Annotated in this window: 15 protein-coding genes; 7 read left to right on the top strand and 8 right to left on the bottom strand. The window is 64.6% G+C overall.

All coding sequences use genetic code 11. From position 1 onward, the window contains the following. Positions 1–10 precede the first annotated feature (10 nt). From E1748_RS24830 to E1748_RS24815, 4 genes are all read left to right on the top strand, one after another. Positions 11–925, top strand: a complete 915-nt coding sequence (locus E1748_RS24830) for a carbohydrate kinase family protein (RefSeq protein ID WP_133650512.1) — start codon at positions 11–13, stop codon at positions 923–925. Positions 926–1,121: 196 nt separating this feature from the next. Continuing rightward, on the top strand, positions 1,122–1,343 hold the full coding sequence (locus E1748_RS24825; RefSeq protein ID WP_133649919.1) for a hypothetical protein: 222 nt from the start codon (positions 1,122–1,124) through the stop codon (positions 1,341–1,343). A gap of 61 nt (positions 1,344–1,404) precedes the next feature. Next, positions 1,405–1,650: a hypothetical protein gene (locus E1748_RS24820; RefSeq protein WP_133649918.1), complete on the top strand. Its 246-nt coding sequence runs from the start codon at positions 1,405–1,407 to the stop codon at positions 1,648–1,650. Positions 1,651–1,756: 106 nt separating this feature from the next. After that, positions 1,757–2,704 carry an ion channel gene (locus tag E1748_RS24815; protein ID WP_133649917.1) on the top strand — a complete coding sequence of 316 codons (948 nt, stop codon included), beginning with the start codon at positions 1,757–1,759 and terminating at the stop codon, positions 2,702–2,704. Positions 2,705–2,731: 27 nt separating this feature from the next. Here E1748_RS24815 and E1748_RS24810 read toward each other — a convergent pair whose 3' ends face one another. From E1748_RS24810 to E1748_RS24790, 5 genes are all read right to left on the bottom strand, one after another. Then, on the bottom strand, positions 2,732–3,340 hold the full coding sequence (locus tag E1748_RS24810) for a glutathione S-transferase family protein (RefSeq protein WP_133649916.1): 609 nt from the start codon (positions 3,338–3,340) through the stop codon (positions 2,732–2,734). 115 nt (positions 3,341–3,455) lie between these two features. Beyond that, positions 3,456–4,748 (bottom strand): O-antigen ligase family protein, encoded by a 1,293-nt coding sequence (locus E1748_RS24805; protein ID WP_240766780.1) that lies wholly within the window; start codon positions 4,746–4,748, stop codon positions 3,456–3,458. A 94-nt stretch (positions 4,749–4,842) separates the two neighbouring features. Next, positions 4,843–5,829: a glycosyltransferase family 4 protein gene (locus tag E1748_RS24800; protein ID WP_133649915.1), complete on the bottom strand. Its 987-nt coding sequence runs from the start codon at positions 5,827–5,829 to the stop codon at positions 4,843–4,845. Positions 5,830–5,921: 92 nt separating this feature from the next. Then, positions 5,922–6,899, bottom strand: coding sequence for a glycosyltransferase family 9 protein (locus E1748_RS24795; RefSeq protein WP_240766779.1), 978 nt, complete (start codon positions 6,897–6,899; stop codon positions 5,922–5,924). Next, the gene (locus tag E1748_RS24790; RefSeq protein ID WP_133649914.1) at positions 6,896–7,852 is read right to left on the bottom strand and encodes a glycosyltransferase family 9 protein; all 957 of its coding nucleotides are present in this window, start codon (positions 7,850–7,852) and stop codon (positions 6,896–6,898) included. The genes E1748_RS24795 and E1748_RS24790 overlap by 4 nt, the downstream gene beginning before the upstream one ends. Before the next feature lie 444 nt (positions 7,853–8,296). Here E1748_RS24790 and E1748_RS24785 point away from each other — a divergent pair, with 444 nt between their 5' ends. Then, entirely contained in the window at positions 8,297–11,878 is a 3,582-nt protein-coding gene (locus E1748_RS24785) for an indolepyruvate ferredoxin oxidoreductase family protein (protein WP_133649913.1), read from the top strand. 15 nt (positions 11,879–11,893) lie between these two features. On the opposite strand, the gene E1748_RS24780 is transcribed toward E1748_RS24785, so the two are convergent. Together E1748_RS24780 and E1748_RS24775 are read right to left on the bottom strand one after the other, a co-directional pair. Further along, complete coding sequence (locus E1748_RS24780) at positions 11,894–12,601, bottom strand: copper homeostasis protein CutC (protein WP_133649912.1); 708 nt, start codon at positions 12,599–12,601, stop codon at positions 11,894–11,896. Positions 12,602–12,651: 50 nt separating this feature from the next. Beyond that, a complete protein-coding gene (locus E1748_RS24775) occupies positions 12,652–13,920 on the bottom strand; it encodes a sensor domain-containing phosphodiesterase (protein WP_133649911.1) in 1,269 nt (422 codons plus the stop codon). Positions 13,921–14,373: 453 nt separating this feature from the next. On the opposite strand from E1748_RS24775, the gene E1748_RS24770 reads away from it, so the two are divergent. Next, positions 14,374–16,038: a Na+/H+ antiporter gene (locus E1748_RS24770; protein WP_133649910.1), complete on the top strand. Its 1,665-nt coding sequence runs from the start codon at positions 14,374–14,376 to the stop codon at positions 16,036–16,038. 2 nt (positions 16,039–16,040) lie between these two features. Here E1748_RS24770 and E1748_RS24765 read toward each other — a convergent pair whose 3' ends face one another. Next, entirely contained in the window at positions 16,041–17,348 is a 1,308-nt protein-coding gene (locus E1748_RS24765; RefSeq protein WP_133649909.1) for a solute carrier family 23 protein, read from the bottom strand. A gap of 226 nt (positions 17,349–17,574) precedes the next feature. Here E1748_RS24765 and E1748_RS24760 point away from each other — a divergent pair, with 226 nt between their 5' ends. Continuing rightward, positions 17,575–18,318 carry a GNAT family N-acetyltransferase gene (locus E1748_RS24760; protein WP_133649908.1) on the top strand — a complete coding sequence of 248 codons (744 nt, stop codon included), beginning with the start codon at positions 17,575–17,577 and terminating at the stop codon, positions 18,316–18,318. The last annotated feature ends 57 nt before the right edge of the window (positions 18,319–18,375 follow it).

Below are 18,375 nucleotides of genomic sequence, written 5' to 3'. Positions count from 1 at the left end.
GATGAGCACGATGACCGATTCGACTCCATTGCCGCAGTTCGTTTCCGCCGGCGACATCCTCACCGACCTCGTGCGCACCGATACGTCGCGCTGGCTGTCGGTGCCCGGCGGCGCAGGCTGGAACGTCGCGCGCGCGGTCGCGCGTCTCGGCGTGCCGACTGCCTGCGCAGGCGCAGTGGGCACTGACTATTTCTCCGACGCGATCTGGAACGCGAGCGTCGACGGCGGGCTCGACATGCGCTTCATGCAGCGCGTCGATCGCGCGCCGCTGCTCGCAGTGGTCCACGAAACGCATCCGCCCACCTATTTCTTCATGGGCGACAACAGCGCCGACCTCGCGTTCGATCCCGCGCAACTGCCGGCCGGATGGACGAAGGAAGTGAAGTGGGCGCACTTCGGCTGCATCAGTCTCGTGCGTCAGCCGCTCGGCGAAACGCTCGCGACGCTCGCCGCCGAACTGCGCGCGAACGGCGTCAAAATCAGCTTCGACCCGAACTACCGCAACCTGATGGCGCACGGCTACGAGCCGACGTTGCGCCGGATGGCTGCGCTCGCCGATCTGATCAAGGTGTCCGATGAAGATCTGCGTCTGCTGTTCAAGACCGACGACGAACCCGCCGCACTCGCGCAACTGCGCGCGCTGAATCCGGCTGCCGTCGTGCTGGTCACGCGCGGACCGGAACCGGCGACGCTGATCGACGGCGATACGATCGTCGAAGCGCAGCCGCCGCGCGTCGAAGTGGCGGACACGGTCGGTGCCGGCGATGCGTCGATCGGCGGGCTGCTGTTCAGTCTGATGACGGCGCCGCAGCGCGCGTGGGGCGAACATCTGTCGTTCGCGCTTGCGGCGGGTGCGGCTGCGTGCCGGCACGCGGGCGCGCATTCGCCGTCGCTCGACGAAGTCGTTGCGCTGCTCGGTCAGTGACTGTGTTGAAGCCACTAAATCTGCCGCAATAGCTGCACAGTACGGCGCGCGATTCCGGTCACGCGCCGTACCGCCTCCCTGATTCGCGCGACGCGAAATTCGTCTCCACATCAACGCGATCACGCACCGATTTACCCATCGGTGCACATCGAATCGCCGTGCTAGGATGGAATCTCCCCCTTGCAGGAGATGCATCATGGACGACATCACCTATACCAAAGGGATCTACACGGCCACCGCCACGGTGCGACCGGTAGACGCGGACAAGTACCAGGGCGTGGTCTCGCTCGCGCGCGACGAAGGCGACGAGCCGGAGAGCACGCTTTACGAGGTCGATGCGACGTCGTCCACGCCGGAAGAAGCCTTCGAAGAAGCGAAGGCGCTCGCGCATCGCATCCTCGGCGAACTGGAACTTTAAGCGGACAGCAGGTCCGCGCGGGTCTTTTCTCTCTCACTCCCCTGAACAGCTGGAGGTAACCATGGCTGATCAGCTCTATCTCTACGGCGTCTACGCGATCCACGTGCGCCCGCTCGAACTGCAAAGCGCGCGCTGGGACGCCGAATACGAAATCCGTCATCGCGACAAGGCCGTGCAAACGTGGATCACCGTCGGCGGCGACGCCGGCTATGCGGAACTCGAAGAAGCGATCGAAACGGCACATCGACAGGCCGTGTCCGACATCGATCACGGCGCGGGGATCCCGAAGCCGCGAGGGTTTCCTTGAAGCGGCGGGTGCTGGTTTGATAAGGCAGGACGCGTTGGTTTGGTGAAAGCGGCGCGCGCCACGCTGCGTGCTACGCTGTGCGCGTTTTCATCTCGCCAGGAACGCGATGGCCACGGATTCGCAGAACGACCCACGCAGCGCCGAAACTACCGACGAGGCGCCGTTGCGCCACCGCGGGCGCCGCCTCAATGGACTCGGCCGCGTCGTGTTCGCGCAGAACGCGCCGGTCCGCTTCTGGCAGGATCTGTATCACCGCGCGCTGCTCGTCAACTGGCCGACGTTCTTCGTTTCGCTCGCAGTGCTGTTCCTGCTGCTGAACACCGCGTTCGCGTCGCTGTATCTGCTCGGCACCGCGCCGATCGCCAACCAGTATCCGCACGGTTTCGCCGGCGCGTTCTTCTTCAGCGTCGAAACGCTGGCGACGGTCGGCTACGGCGACATGCATCCGCAGACCTACTACGCGCACCTGATCGCGACGCTCGAGATTTTCATCGGGATGTCCGGCATCGCATTGGCGACCGGGCTGATCTTCGCGCGCTTCTCGCGGCCGCGCGCGAAGATCATGTTTGCGCGCTATGCGGTCGTGCGACCGCTTGAAGGCCAAATGACGCTGATCGTGCGCGCCGCGAACGGACGGCAGAACGTGATCGCCGAAGCGCGCGCGAAGCTGCGGATGATGCGCCTCGAAACCACGTCGGAAGGCTATACGTCGCGCAAGATCCGCGACCTCGTGCTAGTGCGCGACCAGCATCCGGTGTTTCTGCTCGGCTGGAACCTGATGCACATCATCGACGAGACGAGCCCGCTATTCGGCGAAACCGCCGAAACACTCGCGGCCAGCGACGCGTCGCTGCTGATCACAATCGAAGGCTCCGACGAAACCACCGCGCAGACGATGCAGGCGCGCTACACGTGGCCATCGGCGAGCGTGCGCTGGCAGCATCGCTATGTCGATCTGATCCGCGATGAGCACGGCGTCAGTTACATCGACTACACGCATTTCGACGACGTCGTCCCGCTCGAAGCGCACGAGTTGATCGCGCCGCAACCGTAACGCACGCAGTGTACGTGACGCAACGCGTTACTTCAGCGCGTCCCGTTCGCGCTGCTCGACCGCGACGGCGCGCGTGTGTGCGTCACGCGCGAGCGCCCGGCCGACGTAATCGCCGATCTTGTCCTTCGGCTCCAGCAGTTTCGCCGCGAATGCGACCTGCAGCGTGCTGACGAGCAGCAGATCCGCCGCCGTGAAGCGCTCGCCGAGCAGCCATTCGCCTTCGTCGAGCGCACCGTCGATCGCCTGCTTCACGCGATCGAGATCGCCCCATCCGAAACTGAACGAATTGCCCGCCGAGCCGGTGATCTTCTCGGCCATCGCCGGCTCGAGACAGCCGGGCGTGAAGAACAGCCATTGCAGAAAGCGGCCACGCAATGGATCGTCGAGCGGTGCGCCGAGATTCGCGGCCGGAAAGCGATCGGCGAGATACAGCAGCACCGCGCCGGATTCCGCGACGCGCACGCCGTCGTCGTCGAGTGCCGGCAGCTTGGTCATCGGATTGACGCCGCGGTAGTCCGCCGTGCCCTGCTCGCCCGCGCGGATGTTCACACGCACGAGATCGTAATGCGCACCGATTTCTTCGAGCATCCAGAGCGCGCGGAACGCGCGGGTCTTCGGCCAGTAATAGAGTTTCATCGGTGGACTCCGCAGGCTGAGGGCGAAGTGTCAGGGTACTGCAATGGGGGGCGGGTGGATATGGGCGGTGAAACGGCGTTCGAATGCCGGCTGACAACCTCGCCTTAACCCTCACTCAAACCGTTTGCAGAGCCTCACCACGGACACCCTCACCCCCACGTCCGCTGACAAGCAGAATCCCCATCAGCAAAACAAACAGATTCCCTTCGGTGAAGTTAAGCAACAGCGAGTTGGCGAAACAGCCCAGCACGAAGGCAAGCAGATACCCATAGACGACCGCGCGCGAAAGCGCATCCAGCCTCCGCCCCTCCCGCTCGATCGCGACGAGAAACAGCACAAACAACGCCAGCCCGATCAACCCAAGCTGCACCCCCATCAACAGGTATTCGTTGTGAGGATTGCTGGCCATCGCGGCCCGGCCACCGGTGTTGTTCTTCGCGATCCGTTCGAACTCGGTTCGAACGCTGCCGATGCCGTATCCGGCCACCGGTCGATGCAGGATCAGCTCGACGCTCCGTCGATAAAATTCGAGCCGCACGCCCATCGACGTGTCCTTGTTGTACACCTCGTACTGGGTAATTTCCTGCGACGTATCGGCGAGGCGCGAATCCTTCGCCGTGAACGCGTAGCCCACCAGGCACACGCACGCCGCGACGCTGGCCACGACCGCAATCCAGCGGACCCATGCGCCGTGACGCTTGACCTTCCACAATTGCAGTCCGATATACACGGCCATATACGCAATCGCGACGACCTGTCCGGTGCGCCCCTGCAAAACGAACAGCACGTTGATGAGCGCAAGCAGCGCGACGAGCCGCAGCGTCCACTGTCCGATCCATTGACGCGAAGCCGCGGCCAGCGCCATCGACAGCCACGCGAGAAACGCCATCATCAGGCCGGCCGAGATGTGATCCTTGAAGACCCACGGCCGCGTCAGCGGGTCGTTGCCGTGCAGCGGCCCGACAGCCGTCCAGCCGAAAAAGTTCGTGTAGGTAAGCACCATCGTCAGCGTCAGCGACGCAAACAATGCCCATATCGCTGCACGCGACCACTTTGACCGGTCGCTGCCATGGAAGACCAGGAACAGCACCGGTATCAGCAGCAGCTTTCGGTACTTCAGCAGGAAGTCGAAAGCCTCGCTGCGGGGCGCGGACGTGTAGAGCATGCTTAGCGCGAGCGCAGCGAACAGGATCAGCGCGCTCACGCTGGCCGGCGACGTGCGGATCTTTCCGCAGGCTCGCCATGCTTCAGGGGACAGCAACGCGAACAGCAGCACCAGCCCGCAGCCGAGATTGACCCCGGCCGTCGAAATGGGCACTGCGCACAGCGTCGCCACCGCGAACGCTCTCGCGAGGAACAATGGGTACGACGCCGTTGCCGATCGATCGCTCTTTTGTGAAAACATCATCTGCATATTTCTTCCTTATCCCGTCGCGATCTTGAACAGCGGGAGCCGGGACTGCTCCCTGTGACTTTGCAGACCTTACGTCTACGGATTGTGCTCAGCGGGCGGGTCGTGCCTGACGAAAAAATTCGGCGCGGCTCTCCGACGCTTCTTTCGAGTACATCGACTCGACTGTCTGTCGGGCGCGCCGGCCGACTGCCGCGCGTAGCGCAGGATCGGCGATCAGGGCGGTGACGAGTTCGCGCGCCTCGTCGGCGGTATCGAAGAGAAAGCCGTTGTCGCCATGCCGGATCGAATCGACATAGCCGCCGCGCCGGTGACAGACAACCGGAACACCGCAGGCCATCGCCTCGAACACGACCCGGCCGAACGTTTCGACGTGCGTACCGGTCCGGTAGTAGAAGATGTCGAGCGAGCGCAAAAAATCCACAGCGGACGTCGAGCCTTCGGGAAGAAGGTCGATGTTCGCGTGATCGCCGAGCGCCGGGCGCAGACAGGTGGCGCCCTGCAGTTTGATATCGACGGCCTGAGCCGACCAGTCGCGATACAGCGCGAGATCGTCTTCATGATGCTTGTCCAGGATATCGCGACTCAGACGTCCCAGCACCGGCCGTTCATTCGCCGCGCGCGGCACCGGCTTGAACAGGTCGATATCGATCGGCGACGGGTGCACGACACCGTCCACCCCAAGCAGCTTTTTCTGGAACTCCGACAGCAGCACGTATTCCGTCTTCGGCCAGCGGAGCAACGGCGGATGCTTCGACGTCAGCGCGAGGATCTTCGGGTGAAACGTGTTGAACACGTAAATCAGGCGTTCCGGTGCCGGCGCAAGGTAAGGCCATACCTTGTTATGCCAGTGCGCACCGACAAAGACATAGGTGCCACCGTTCGGGCGATGTCCCGGCGCGACGCCAGGATAGGTAATACGGAGCTTCTGCGCCAGCTCGGGCGAACTGCGCGACGACGACGACCACAGACGAACCTCGCTCTTCTCGCCTAGCAGATGCGTGAGACTCAGCGTCTCCTGCTCGCTTCCTCCGTTCGGATTCTGGAATCCGTTGAATATATGAATTGTTTTTTGCATGTCTGACTTTCTTTAGCATCGCAGATGCGCTATATCGGCCTGCCGGATCGCGAGAACACGCTCGGTCGAATCCGTTGCGCCGATCAAGCCCCTCACGCCGACTGCGATGCGGGAACAGGATACCGACTGGTCATCCTCATAAAAGCGGCCATCACGCGCGAACACGTGAGCGTCTCTTTCCAGAAACGCTCTTTCAATCGCGACGTCGGAACCCACTGCCACGGAAGGATAACCTCGACTGCGCCCCACACCGGCCGCCAGCGTGCCGCAACGCCTCTGCGGCGAAACAGGCTCACTGCCGGAATGTCGAGGTTGGAGGCGAGGTGTCCAATGCCTGAATCGTTGCCGATGAAGTATCCGGACTCGTAGACCCAGGCAGCCAACGTGCCGAGATCGTCGAATACGGGAACGGGTATATCGAACATCTGTACGTCTTTCCAGCGCGCCCGCTCATGCGGCGCGATCACGAAATGCGGCTCGTAGCCTTTCTTTTGCAGCCGGCGCGCCAGCTTCACGAAGCGTTCAGCAGGCCAGCGCTTGTCGTCCGTGCTGGCCTCGGGATGAATGACGATCCGTTTGCTGTGACGTCGATGCTGCAGACCGGCCGGCGCCGCGATACCGTTGCCGAGATCGACGCCGTCCAGTGCCAGTTCGTTGCGGCAAAAGTCCGCGAAGCGTTCCGCCATGCAACCGGGATGCTCGCCGAACTCGACGTCGTGGAGCGTCCTCACACGCGGATGCGCATCCAGCAACCGGACGAGCGGCTGGTTCCACTGCATCTGCAGGACGGTGTCGTATTCGGCGAACGTACTCGCGCTGTCCTCTTCGGTCGGCAGGCGACGCACGGCGACCTCCGGGAACCAGTGTCGAAGCGCGTACGCAGGGTTACCGTAGACCGTCACGTCGATGCCGTTCTTCATCAGGTTGCGGACGATGATCATCGAGACCAGCGAATCGCCGATCGCATTCGACATCGAGAACGCGACCCGCCCGAGGCTGCCTTTATCCAGCTGCGGTTCGGTACTCGCGTGCTGTCGGGCGAGCATGCGGGCTTCGAGACGAGCGTTCATGCCGCTTCCCGTACGAATGCGGCGGCGGCAACCGCCGCGCCTTTTTGCGACGAAGCCTGACCGGCGGATCGCCGCAACTGCGCGAAAGCACGTTCGACCCGGCCGACCGTCAGCGCGTACTTCCAGAAACGCTCCTTGAACCGCGCGCCACCAGGGAGAAACGAGCTACCGATCAGCACCAACCCGCCGCCCCAACCCGGACGCCAGGTCCGCGCGATGCCGCGCCGCATGAACAGTGAAAGCGTCGGGATATCGAGATTCGACGCGAGATGGCCGATGCCGGAGTCATTACCGATGAACCAGCCGCTCTCGTAGACCCAGGCCGCGACGTCGCCGAGCGTATCGAACGCCGGCACTTGCAGTCCTTCGTCGAGAACGTCGACCCACGCGCTGCGCTCTTCCGGTGCGACCACGAAATGAGGATCGAAGCCATGCCGGCGCAGCCGCTTCGCCAGCCGGACATAGCGCGACTTGAGCCAGCATTTGTCCGCGGTGCTCGCGGTGGGATGAATGATCACGCGGTCCGTGTACTTGCGATGCTGGAGTTTCGCCGGAGCGGTAAGACCGTTTGAGTTCTCGGTGACCGGAAGATGGAGGCCGTCCCGGCAAAAATCGAACAGCCGGTGCGCCATCGGGTCCTTCGATCCGTTATTGCAAAGATGATCGAGCAGCACGACTTGCGGATGCTTACCCGTCAGATCGAGCGTGGGATGAAGCGCCAGAACCAGCGAGAAACCGGCGAGCGTGGTTTGCGCCATCGCGGCATCGAGCGGAGGCCTGACCTCGACGCCCGGAAACCACTCGCGCAACGCATGAACATGGCGGCCGAATACGGTGACCGTTGCGCCGTTCAATTGCAGATTGTGCGCGACCGTCATCAGCAGCAGCGAATCGCCGACTGCCCGTGATGAAATGACCGCCACTCGCCCCGCTGTTTCCAGACCCTGCTCCATCGTTGCCCCGTTGGTCGTGTGGTTGGGTGCCCAGTCGATATTTCCGGGCACGCGCGCTTATTTATTAGGCGAGAAGTATAAAGTGCGGCCTAGGGTTTTGTCCTATCCGCGACGCATACTGTGGGCGAAGAAGAGCGTAGTCGATACGCTTTTTCAGTCGTTCCGCTGCCGTGCGTAATTTCCAGATCGAATCTGGCGGCAGACCCTCGTCGCGGCGAAACTCACTCAAAAACTCGATGAAACGCCGGCCCCATCGCGCACTCTCCGAAATCGCGCGCGAACTTAGAAAAAATCCTCTCTGATCGGCGCGAAAAAATAGAGTCTCTTTCGCCGCTCGTGTGCTTACTTCTCCTTACCTCGCACGGGCGCGGACGCATAACAACGTTGCATGGGACCGGAGTAAGGGCTAAAGCCCTTACTCCGGTCGACATCGGAGACTTCCCCATGACCGCCCGCCTGCCGATCGACGGCACGCCTGCCCTGTCCGACTACCGCCTGTCGGACAATCTCACCGCCACCCGCGGCCGCATCTTCCTGACCGGCACTCAAGCGCTCGTGCGTCTCGCGCTGATGCAGCGCGACGCCGACCGCGCGCGTGGCCTGAACACGGCCGGCTTTATCAGCGGCTATCGCGGCTCGCCGCTCGGCATGGTCGATCAGCAGTTGTGGAAAGCGAAGAAACTGCTCGACTCGCACGACGTGCGCTTCCTCCCCGCGATCAACGAAGAGCTCGGCGGCACCGCCGTGCTCGGCACGCAGCGCGTGGAGTCGGACCCGGAGCGCACCGTCGAAGGCGTATTCGCGATGTGGTACGGCAAGGGGCCGGGTGTCGATCGCGCGGGCGATGCGCTGAAGCACGGCAACGCGTACGGCTCGTCGCCGCACGGCGGCGTGCTGGTCGTCGCGGGCGACGATCATGGCTGCGTGTCGTCGTCGATGCCGCATCAAAGCGACTTCGCGATGATCGCGTGGCACATGCCGGTCGTGAATCCGTCGAACGTGTCGGACATGCTCGAGTTCGGCCTGTACGGCTGGGCGCTGTCGCGCTACTCGGGCGCGTGGGTCGGGTTCAAGGCGATCTCCGAAACAGTCGAGTCCGGCTCGACCGTCGATCTCGACGCGCTGCGCACCGAATGGAACGCGCCCGAAGATTTCGCGCCGCCGGCCGGCGGTCTGCACAACCGCTGGCCCGATCTGCCGAGCCTGACGATCGAACAGCGTCTGCACGCGAAGCTCGACGCGGTGCGTCACTTCGCGCGCACCAACAGCATCGACCGCTGGATCGCGCCGAGCCCGCACGCGAACGTCGGCATCGTCACGTGCGGCAAGGCGCATCTGGATCTGATGGAAGCGCTGCGCCGGCTCGATCTGACCGTCGCCGATCTCGAAGCCGCCGGTGTGCGGATCTACAAGGTCGGGCTGTCGTTCCCGCTCGAAATGACGCGCATCGACGCGTTCGTCGCGGGTCTCTCCGACGTGCTGGTGATCGAGGAGAAAGGCCCGGTCATCGAGCAGCAGATCAAGGACTATCTGTACAACCGCACGACCGGCGCGCGGCCGATCGTCACCGGCAAGCACGCAGCCGACGGCACGCCGCTGCTGTCGGCGCTCGGCGAGCTGCGGCCGTCGCGCATCCTGCCGGTGTTCGCGAACTGGCTCGCGCATCACAAGCCCGCACTCGACCGGCGCGAACGCGTCGTCGATCTGGTCGCGCCGCAGATCCTGTCGAACGCCGCCGACTCGGTAAAGCGCACGCCGTACTTCTGCTCCGGCTGCCCGCACAACACGTCGACGAAAGTGCCGGAAGGCTCGATCGCGCAGGCGGGCATCGGCTGTCACTTCATGGCGTCGTGGATGGAACGCGACACGACCGGGCTGATCCAGATGGGCGGCGAAGGCGTCGACTGGGCCGCGCATTCGATGTTCACGAAAACGCGCCACGTATTCCAGAATCTCGGCGACGGCACGTACTTTCACTCGGGCATTCTCGCGATCCGCCAGGCCGTCGCCGCAAAAGCGACGATCACGTACAAGATCCTCTACAACGACGCGGTCGCGATGACAGGCGGCCAGCCGGTCGACGGCAGCATCTCGGTGCCGCAGATCGCGCGTCAGGTCGAAGCGGAGGGCGTGTCGCGCTTCGTCGTCGTCAGCGACGAGCCGGAGAAATACGACGGCCATCATGGCCTCTTTCCTCAAGGCACGACATTCCACCACCGCAGCGAACTCGATGCGGTGCAGCGTCTGCTGCGCGACATCGACGGCGTCACGGTGCTGATCTACGACCAGACCTGTGCAGCCGAAAAGCGCCGGCGCCGCAAGAAAGGCGAATTCCCCGATCCGGACAAGCGTCTCTTCATCAACGAAGCCGTGTGCGAAGGCTGCGGCGATTGCGGCGTGCAGTCGAACTGCCTGTCGGTCGAACCGGTCGAAACGCCGCTCGGCAGAAAGCGCCGCATCGATCAGTCGTCGTGCAACAAGGACTACTCGTGCGTGAACGGCTTCTGCCCGAGCTTCGTGACGATCGAAGGCGGCAAGCTGAAGAAGGCCGCGGGTGTCGCGTTCGACGTGGAAGCGCTGGCCACGCGCGTCGATGCGCTCGCGTTGCCGCAAGGTCACCTTGATGCTGCGCCGTACGACATTCTCGTCACCGGTGTCGGCGGCACGGGCGTTGTGACGGTCGGCGCGCTGATCAGCATGGCTGCGCATCTCGAAGGCAAGAGCGCGTCGGTGCTCGACTTCATGGGCTTCGCGCAGAAGGGCGGCTCGGTGCTGTCGTTCGTGCGCTTCGCCGCACGCGACGAGTGGCTGAACCAGGTGCGCATCGACACGCAGCAGGCCGACGTTCTGCTCGCGTGCGACATGGTGGTCGGCGCGAGCGCCGATGCGCTGCAGACGGTACGTCATGGCCGTACGCGCATCGTCGTCAACACGCACGCGATCCCGAACGCGTCGTTCGTGCAGAACCCCGACGCGAACCTGCATGCCGACGCGCTGTACGACAAGATGCGTCACGCGGCCGGCGACGAACGTATGTCGTCGTGCGATGCGCAGTCGCTCGCGACACGTTTTCTCGGCGACACGATCGGCGCGAACATCCTGATGCTCGGTTTCGCGTGGCAGCTTGGGCTTGTGCCGGTGTCGCTCGGCGCATTGATGCGCGCGATCGAGTTGAACAACGTCGCGGTGCCGATGAACCAGCTCGCGTTCGCGGTGGGCCGTCTCGCCGCCTCCGATCCGGCCGCGCTCGAAGCGCTGTGGGCAGCACGTCATACCGCGCAGCCGACGCTGCGCATCGATACGCTCGACGAACTGATCGCCGACCGCGAAGCGCGTCTGGTGAGGTACGGCGGCGCGGCGTATGCGAAGCGCTATCGCGCACTCGTCGATGCGGCGCGGCACGCGGAAAGCAGCGTGGGCGGCGAGCGCATCGCGCGTGCGGTTGCGACGACGTTCTATCGTCTGCTCGCGGTGAAGGACGAATACGAAGTGGCGCGCCTGCATGCCGACCCGACGTTCCGCACGGCGCTCGAAGCGCAGTTCGAAGGCGTCGCGGGCAAGGACTTCGGCGTGCGTTTCAATCTCGCGCCGCCCGGGCTGGCGCGCTCGAAGCACGGCGAAGTGCCGCGCAAGATCACGTTCGGGCAATGGATGTGGCCGGTGTTCGGCGTGCTCGCGAAATGGCGTGGGCTGCGTGGCACGATGCTCGATCCGTTCGGCAAAACGCTCGAACGCCGGATGGAACGCGCGCTCGCCGACGATTACGAGGTTACGCTGCAACGCGCGCTGTCAGCGGTGACGCCGCAGACGGTCGAAACCGTCGGCAAGCTCGCCGATCTGCATGCGCGTGTGCGTGGCTATGGTCACGTGAAGGTCGCGAACCTTGCGGGCGTGAAGCGCAGCGAACGCGATCTTGCCGCGCAGTTGAATCTTGAAGCGGCGACATCGGCAGTGGTGCAGCAGACGTTGCAGCACGCGAAGGGGGCGGGCGCGTTGCGTGGGATTCCGGTGGTGGTTGCGAAGTGACGGTTAAGGCGCGCGTCAGGTCAAACCGTCAAGCAACGCCCTGACACGCGCAACCTTCGACGGATCGACCGGCGCAAGCCCATTACCATCGATCCGCACACCAGACCCGAAGTGCACCGCGCGAACGCCGGTGTCGTACACGAAGCCCGCAACACTGTCGATCGTCAAACCAGCACCCGCCAGCACCGTGCAGCGCGAACCGGCCGCGCGTGCCACCAGCGCGCGGATCGTATCGACTGATTGCAAGACCGAAGGCTTTCCGCCCGACGTCAGCACGTTCGTCACCGCATCGAAGCCGAGCAGCACATCGAGCGCTTCGTGCAGATCGCGGGCTTCGTCGAATGCGCGGTGAAACGTCACCGCCAGATCGCCGGCTGCATCGATCAAGCGCGCGAGACCGTCGCGATCGATCTCACGCGACGGCGTCAACATCCCGATCACCACGCCATGCGCACCGACTGCGGCAATCGCGCGAACGTCGCGCGCCATCGCGGTGTAATCGTCGGCATCGAAAACAAACGACCGGCTATGCGGCCGCACGATCACATTGACCGGAATCGCAACCGCATCGACGACCGCTTCGACCATGCCGATGCTCGGCGTCAAACCGCCCTCGCCCATCGCGGTCACGAGTTCGAGCCGGTCGGCGCCGCCCTGCGCGGCAAGCCGCGCGTCCGCAATGGTGGTGGCGATGACTTCGAGCAGAACGGAAGAAGGAGACATGGTGCGGTCGTGAGGGTGGCGTCGTCGAAGACGCCATCATCTCAGAACCGCTAGCTGTCCACCCAGTCGATATCGCCGCACAGCACGCAGGTCTGCCCGCCGATCCGCGTCGCGACCGACAGCGTCACGCAAGGCATCGCCTCGTTGATCGACAGATACGGCCGCGTCACGTGCACGCGATCCGGCGTCGCGATCGCCGCACGGAAGTACGGCCGGCGCAGCCAGTTCGCGCCCTGCGCATCGGCGAGCGGCAGGAAACGCGTTTCGTGCGCCGCGCGATCCGCGCGCAGCACGACGTTGCGACCCGACTGCCGGCCGTTGCCGTCGAGCAGGAAGCAGCGCGCGGCATCGTCGAGTGCGAGGAAGTTCCAGCACACTTCGTCGAGCGGTTCACCCGCCGTCAGACGTTCGGCCGCCCGCTCGAAGGCGCGCAGATACGGCGCGAGACGGGTCGCGTCCTGACGCTCGCGGGTTTCGGTCTGCAAGCGATAGCGCTCGGTCAGCTCGCCGATGCACTGCGCTGCATGCGCGCTGTCCGCGACGCCGGGGTTCGGCCGGCCGAAGAAAAATCCCTGCACGAAATCGGCGTCGCACGCGAGCGCCATCTGCGCTTCGTGCTCGGTCTCGACGCCTTCGATCAGCACCAGCTTGCCCGCCTCGTGCAGCAGCGACACGAGACCCGGCAGGATCGCCGCCATGTCGGCACGATGCGCGGCGTGCGACAGCATCACGCGATCGAGCTTCACGATGTCGGGATTCATCTGCCAGATGCGCTCGACGTTCGAATGGCCCGCGCCGAAATCGTCGAGTGCGATCAGGAAGCCGAGATCGCGGAACCGGCGCACCGCATCGGCGAGTTGTTCAATGTCATCCGCGCGCTGTTCGAGCACTTCGAGCACGATACGGCGCGGCGAGATGTCGAGCCGCCGCAGGTTCGCGAGCAGCGCGGCCGCATGATACGGATCGGTCAGCGCGCCCGGATGCACGTTCAGGAACAGCCATTCGCGCTCCGCGCCGAGCACCTTGAAGTTTTCGAGATGCAGCGCCTGCGCGAGCCGATCGACCTGCAGCACTTCGCCGAGCCGCGACGCCTGGCCGAACACGTCGAGCGGCGACACCGGACGGTCGAGCGCATCGTGGGCGCGCAGCAGCCCTTCGTAGCCGACCGCGCGCATGTGCGACAGGCTGAAGATCGGCTGGAACGCGCTCGTCAGCGTGAGATCGTTATGCAGCACCGAATAGCGGTCGAAGCCCGAGGTCATCGACATCTCGAAACCATGCGGCGAAGCCGCGGTCCTTTCCTGTTGCGCAATCGTCATGCATTCCTCTCGAACGAGAGCGGAGCGATCGGCCGCCGGTCGGCGCGATCGCACATCCGTTCCCGAAATGTGCGTCATCGGTACTCCCTAAGCAAGCTCCATGCACACGACGCTTCGCGCTCCGATGAAATTCGCATCGATCCTTGCACCGGTCGTAAGGTTCGTGCGCCGGGTCGGGGCGTGGGATGCACCGCCGCAGTGCGTGTGCAAGATCGTGGGTTGGGTCGGAGGGGCGTCGCGTTTTGTGAAGTCTCTCGTCGTCGCAAGTCCGGTGTCTTGCGCAGGCCCGTGACGGCGTCGGCTACACTGCGGACTCTTCTGTCGTTCAACTCACGGTATATCTAGCCGTTACGACTCACCACCGTAGCCAACCGTCACACCCAGCATCACCGTTCGCCGCGTTGCACCGCGTCCCGTGCCTCGCTCCACCGTCGCCCGCTTTCGAATCCGCCGATGGAAATCGTCTTTACCGTTCTGATCCTGCTGCTCGCCGTCGCCGCATCCGGCATCGTCGTCCGTCTGCTGCCGTTCTCGCTCCCGCTGCCGCTCGTGCAGATCGCGATCGGCGCGATGCTCGCGTGGCCGAGGCTCGGCCTGCATGTGACCTTCGATCCCGAGATCTTCATGCTGCTGTTCATCCCGCCGCTGCTGTTCGCGGACGGCTGGCGGATTCCGAAGCGCGAGTTCTTCATGCAGCGCCGAGCGATCCTGATGCTCGCGCTCGGGCTCGTGTTCATGACGGTGCTTGCAGTCGGCTATTTCGTGCACGCGCTGGTGCCCACGATCTCGCTGCCGGTCGCGTTCGCACTGGCCGCCGTGCTGTCGCCGACCGACGCGGTCGCGTTGAGCGGCATCGCCGGCAAGACCCGCATTCCGGCGCAGCTGATGCACATCCTCGAAGGCGAGGCGCTGATGAACGACGCGTCGGGTCTCGTCGCGCTGAAGTTCGCGATCGCCGCCGCGCTCACCGGTGTGTTCTCGCTGCGCGACGCATCGATCAGCTTCGTCGTGATCGCGGTCGGTGGACTCGCGATCGGCGGCGCGGTCGCGTGGATTTTCAGCTTCGCGTCGGAGCGCTTCCTGCACCTCACACGCGAAGGCGACCCGGCACCCGGCGTCGTGATGACGCTGCTGATCCCGTTCGCCGCCTATCTGTTCGCGGAACACCTCGGGTGCTCGGGGATTCTCGCCGCGGTCGCGGCCGGCATGACGATGAACTACACGCGCATCGTCGTGTCGAGTCCGGTCGCGACGAGGATGCGGCTGGCCAGCACGTGGGTGATGGTCGGCTTCGTGTTCAACGGAATCGTGTTCCTTCTGCTCGGTCTGCAGTTTCCGCATGTGCTCGGCCGCGCGTTGCTCGACGCGCACCAGACGAGCAATGCACAGGTGTGGCGTCTGCTCGGCTACGTCGCGGCGGTCGCGCTCGCGCTGTACGCGATCCGTTTCGTGTGGGTGTGGCTGCTGCGCTGGTTCGCGAGCCGGGGCGCCGCGAAGCGTGGCGTCGAAAGTGCGGTGCCGGGGCTGCGCACGGTCGCCGTGACGACCGTGGCCGGCGTGCGTGGCGCGGTGACGATGGCGGGTGTGTTGTCGCTGCCCGTCATGCTCAGAGACGGCACGCTGTTGCCGGGCCGCGACGTCGCGATTTTCATCGCGTCGGGTGTGATTCTGCTGTCGCTGCTGGTCGCGGTGTTCGCTTTACCGATACTGCTGCGCGGCTGGCGTCGTGGCCGCGATCCGCATGCGGTCGAAGAACAGTTCGCGCGCGTGCATGCGGCCCAGGCCGCGATCCGCGCCGTGGACGATCTGCACGAAACCGAAACCGCCGATCTCGACGAAGCGGCCGCCGCCTACGCAACCGACGTGACCGCGCGCGTGATGGACCTGTACCGTCGACGGCTCGCCACGCTCACCAACGAGCGCGAAACCGCCGAAGAAGCGCGCGCCGCCGAGGCGCTCGAATTCCGCATGAAGCTCGCCGCGATGCGCGCCGAACGCAAGGCGCTACTCGGTCTGCGCAACACGCTGCAGATCAACGACGAAACGCTCGGCAAGCTGATGCGCGAAGTGGATCTGTCCGAGAGCGCGCTGACGAGTCGCAACCGCGCAAAGACTTAAGTTCAGACGACGGGCGCCTGCGCCGGCTTGCGGCGCAGCAACGCGTACAGCGCGATCGCGCCGAACGTTGCCGTGCCGATCCCGCCGAGCGCAAAGTCGCCGAGCTTCAGCGAGAAATCGCCGGCGCCGAGCACGAGCGTCACGGCGGCGACGATCAGGTTGCGGTTGTCCGCGAAGTCGACCTTGTTGACGACCCAGATGCGCGCGCCCGTCACCGCGATCAGACCGAACACGACGATCGACACGCCACCGAGCACGGGCCCCGGAATCGTCTGGATCACCGCGCCGAACTTCGGCGAGAAGCCGAGGATCAGCGCGATCACGGCAGCAATCACGAACACCAGTGTCGAGTAGATTTTCGTGACGGCCATCACGCCGATGTTTTCCGCGTAGGTTGTCACGCCGGTGCCGCCTGCGAAGCCGGAGACGATCGTCGCGAGGCCGTCGCCGATGAACGCGCGGCCCACGTAGCGGTCGAGATTCTGGCCGGTCATCGCGCTGACGGCCTTGATGTGGCCGAGGTTTTCCGCGACGAGAATCACGGCGACCGGCGCGAGCAGCGTCATCGCTTTCACGTCGAAGACCGGCGCGGTGAAGTGCGGCAGACCGAACCATGCGGCGTTCGCGACGATCGAGAAATCGATCGGCTTGCCGAACCCGAGGCCGTTCGCGACGATCGCGTAGAGCGCGTACGCGATCAGCAGCCCGACCAGAATCAGCAGACGCTGCACCATCCCGCGCGTGAACACCGCAACCGCGCCGACGCACAGCACGGTGACGAGCGCCATCCACGATTCGAACGCGCTGCCGCTGACGCCGTGCACCGCGATCGGCGCGAGGTTGAGCCCGATCACCGCGACGATCGCGCCAGTGACGACCGGCGGCATCAGTGTTTCGATCCACTTCGTGCCGATCGCCGACACCACTGCGCCGATGATCGCGTACACGACCCCGCACGCGATGATCCCGCCGAGCGCGAGCGGGATGTTCGCGTTCGGACCGTGGCCCGCGTAGCCGGTGATCGAGATCACGAGCCCGATGAACGCGAAGCTCGACCCGAGGTAACTCGGCACCCGGCCGCCGACGATCACGAAGAACAGCAGCGTGCCGATACCCGACATGAAGATGCAGAGATTCGGATCGAAGCCCATCAGCAGCGGCGCGAGCACCGTCGAGCCGAACATCGCGACGACGTGCTGGATACCCATCGCGATCATCTGCGGCCCGGGAAGCCGCTCGTCGGTATTGACGACGCGGCCTTCGACGCTGCCGGGTTGTGCGCGCCAGCGCGGGAAATAGGAATCGGCCATGGGGGTCTCCTCTGTTGGCGGGCTTGTTGTGCCGCTTTGGGTCAGGCGCGAGTGTACGGAGCCGCAATACCTCTGACAAGACGGAACAAACGCGGAACAGGAATGCACAACCATGCGCTGGCCCCAACACACCCCCACCGATTGGCTCTAAAAACCCGGCCGCAGGCGTCGTATGCTGTCGATACACCGCGCACGATCCTGCGCCCACACCGATAAGGAGTCCCGCTTGAGCCCGCTGCATAACGAATACGGTCTGCCGGTCGGTGCACCGCTGCCCGACTGGCGCGGCGCGAAAGCGCCCGAGGCCGTCACGCTTGCCGGCCGTTTCGTGCGGCTGGAGCCGGTCGACGTCGAGCGTCACGCGCGCGACCTGTTCGACGCCCACGCCACCGCAACCGACGGCCGCAACTTTACCTACCTCGCGGTTGGTCCGTTCGATTCGTTCGACGTGTGGAAGGCGCACTTCACGAAGATGACGATACCCACCGACCCGCGCCATTTCGCGGTGATCGATCTCGCGACCGGCAAGGCAGTCGGCACGCTCGCGATGATGCGCGTCGACGCGACGAACGGAATGATCGAAGTCGGCCACATCACGTACTCGCCGCTGCTGCAACGCAGCCGCGCATCGACCGAGGCGATGTACCTCGTGATGAAGTACGTGTTCGACACACTCGGCAACCGGCGCTTCGAATGGAAATGCGATGCGCTGAACGCGCCCTCGCGCGCCGCCGCCGAACGCTACGGCTTCACGTACGAAGGGCTGTTCCGGCAGGCGCTGGTCTATCGCGGACGCAACCGCGACACCACGTGGTTCTCGATCCTCGACAGCGAATGGCCGGCTATTCGCGTGGGCTTCGAGCAATGGCTCGACGATCGTAACTTCGACGCGGGCGGTCGCCAGATCGCGCGTCTCACCGACCTGATCGCCGTGCAGCGCGCCGCCGCTGCGAGCCGTACGGCCGGCTGACGCGCACGCGTCACCACGCGAAACACCTCCCTGCGCCGCCGCTTCGCGCGGCGGCCG

This window comes from Paraburkholderia flava (genome assembly GCF_004359985.1).
In the GTDB taxonomy this organism is placed as follows: Bacteria; Pseudomonadota; Gammaproteobacteria; order Burkholderiales; family Burkholderiaceae; genus Paraburkholderia; species Paraburkholderia flava.
The sequence above is the reverse complement of the archived record's forward strand: the minus strand, read 5'-3'. Positions and strand labels throughout refer to the sequence as shown.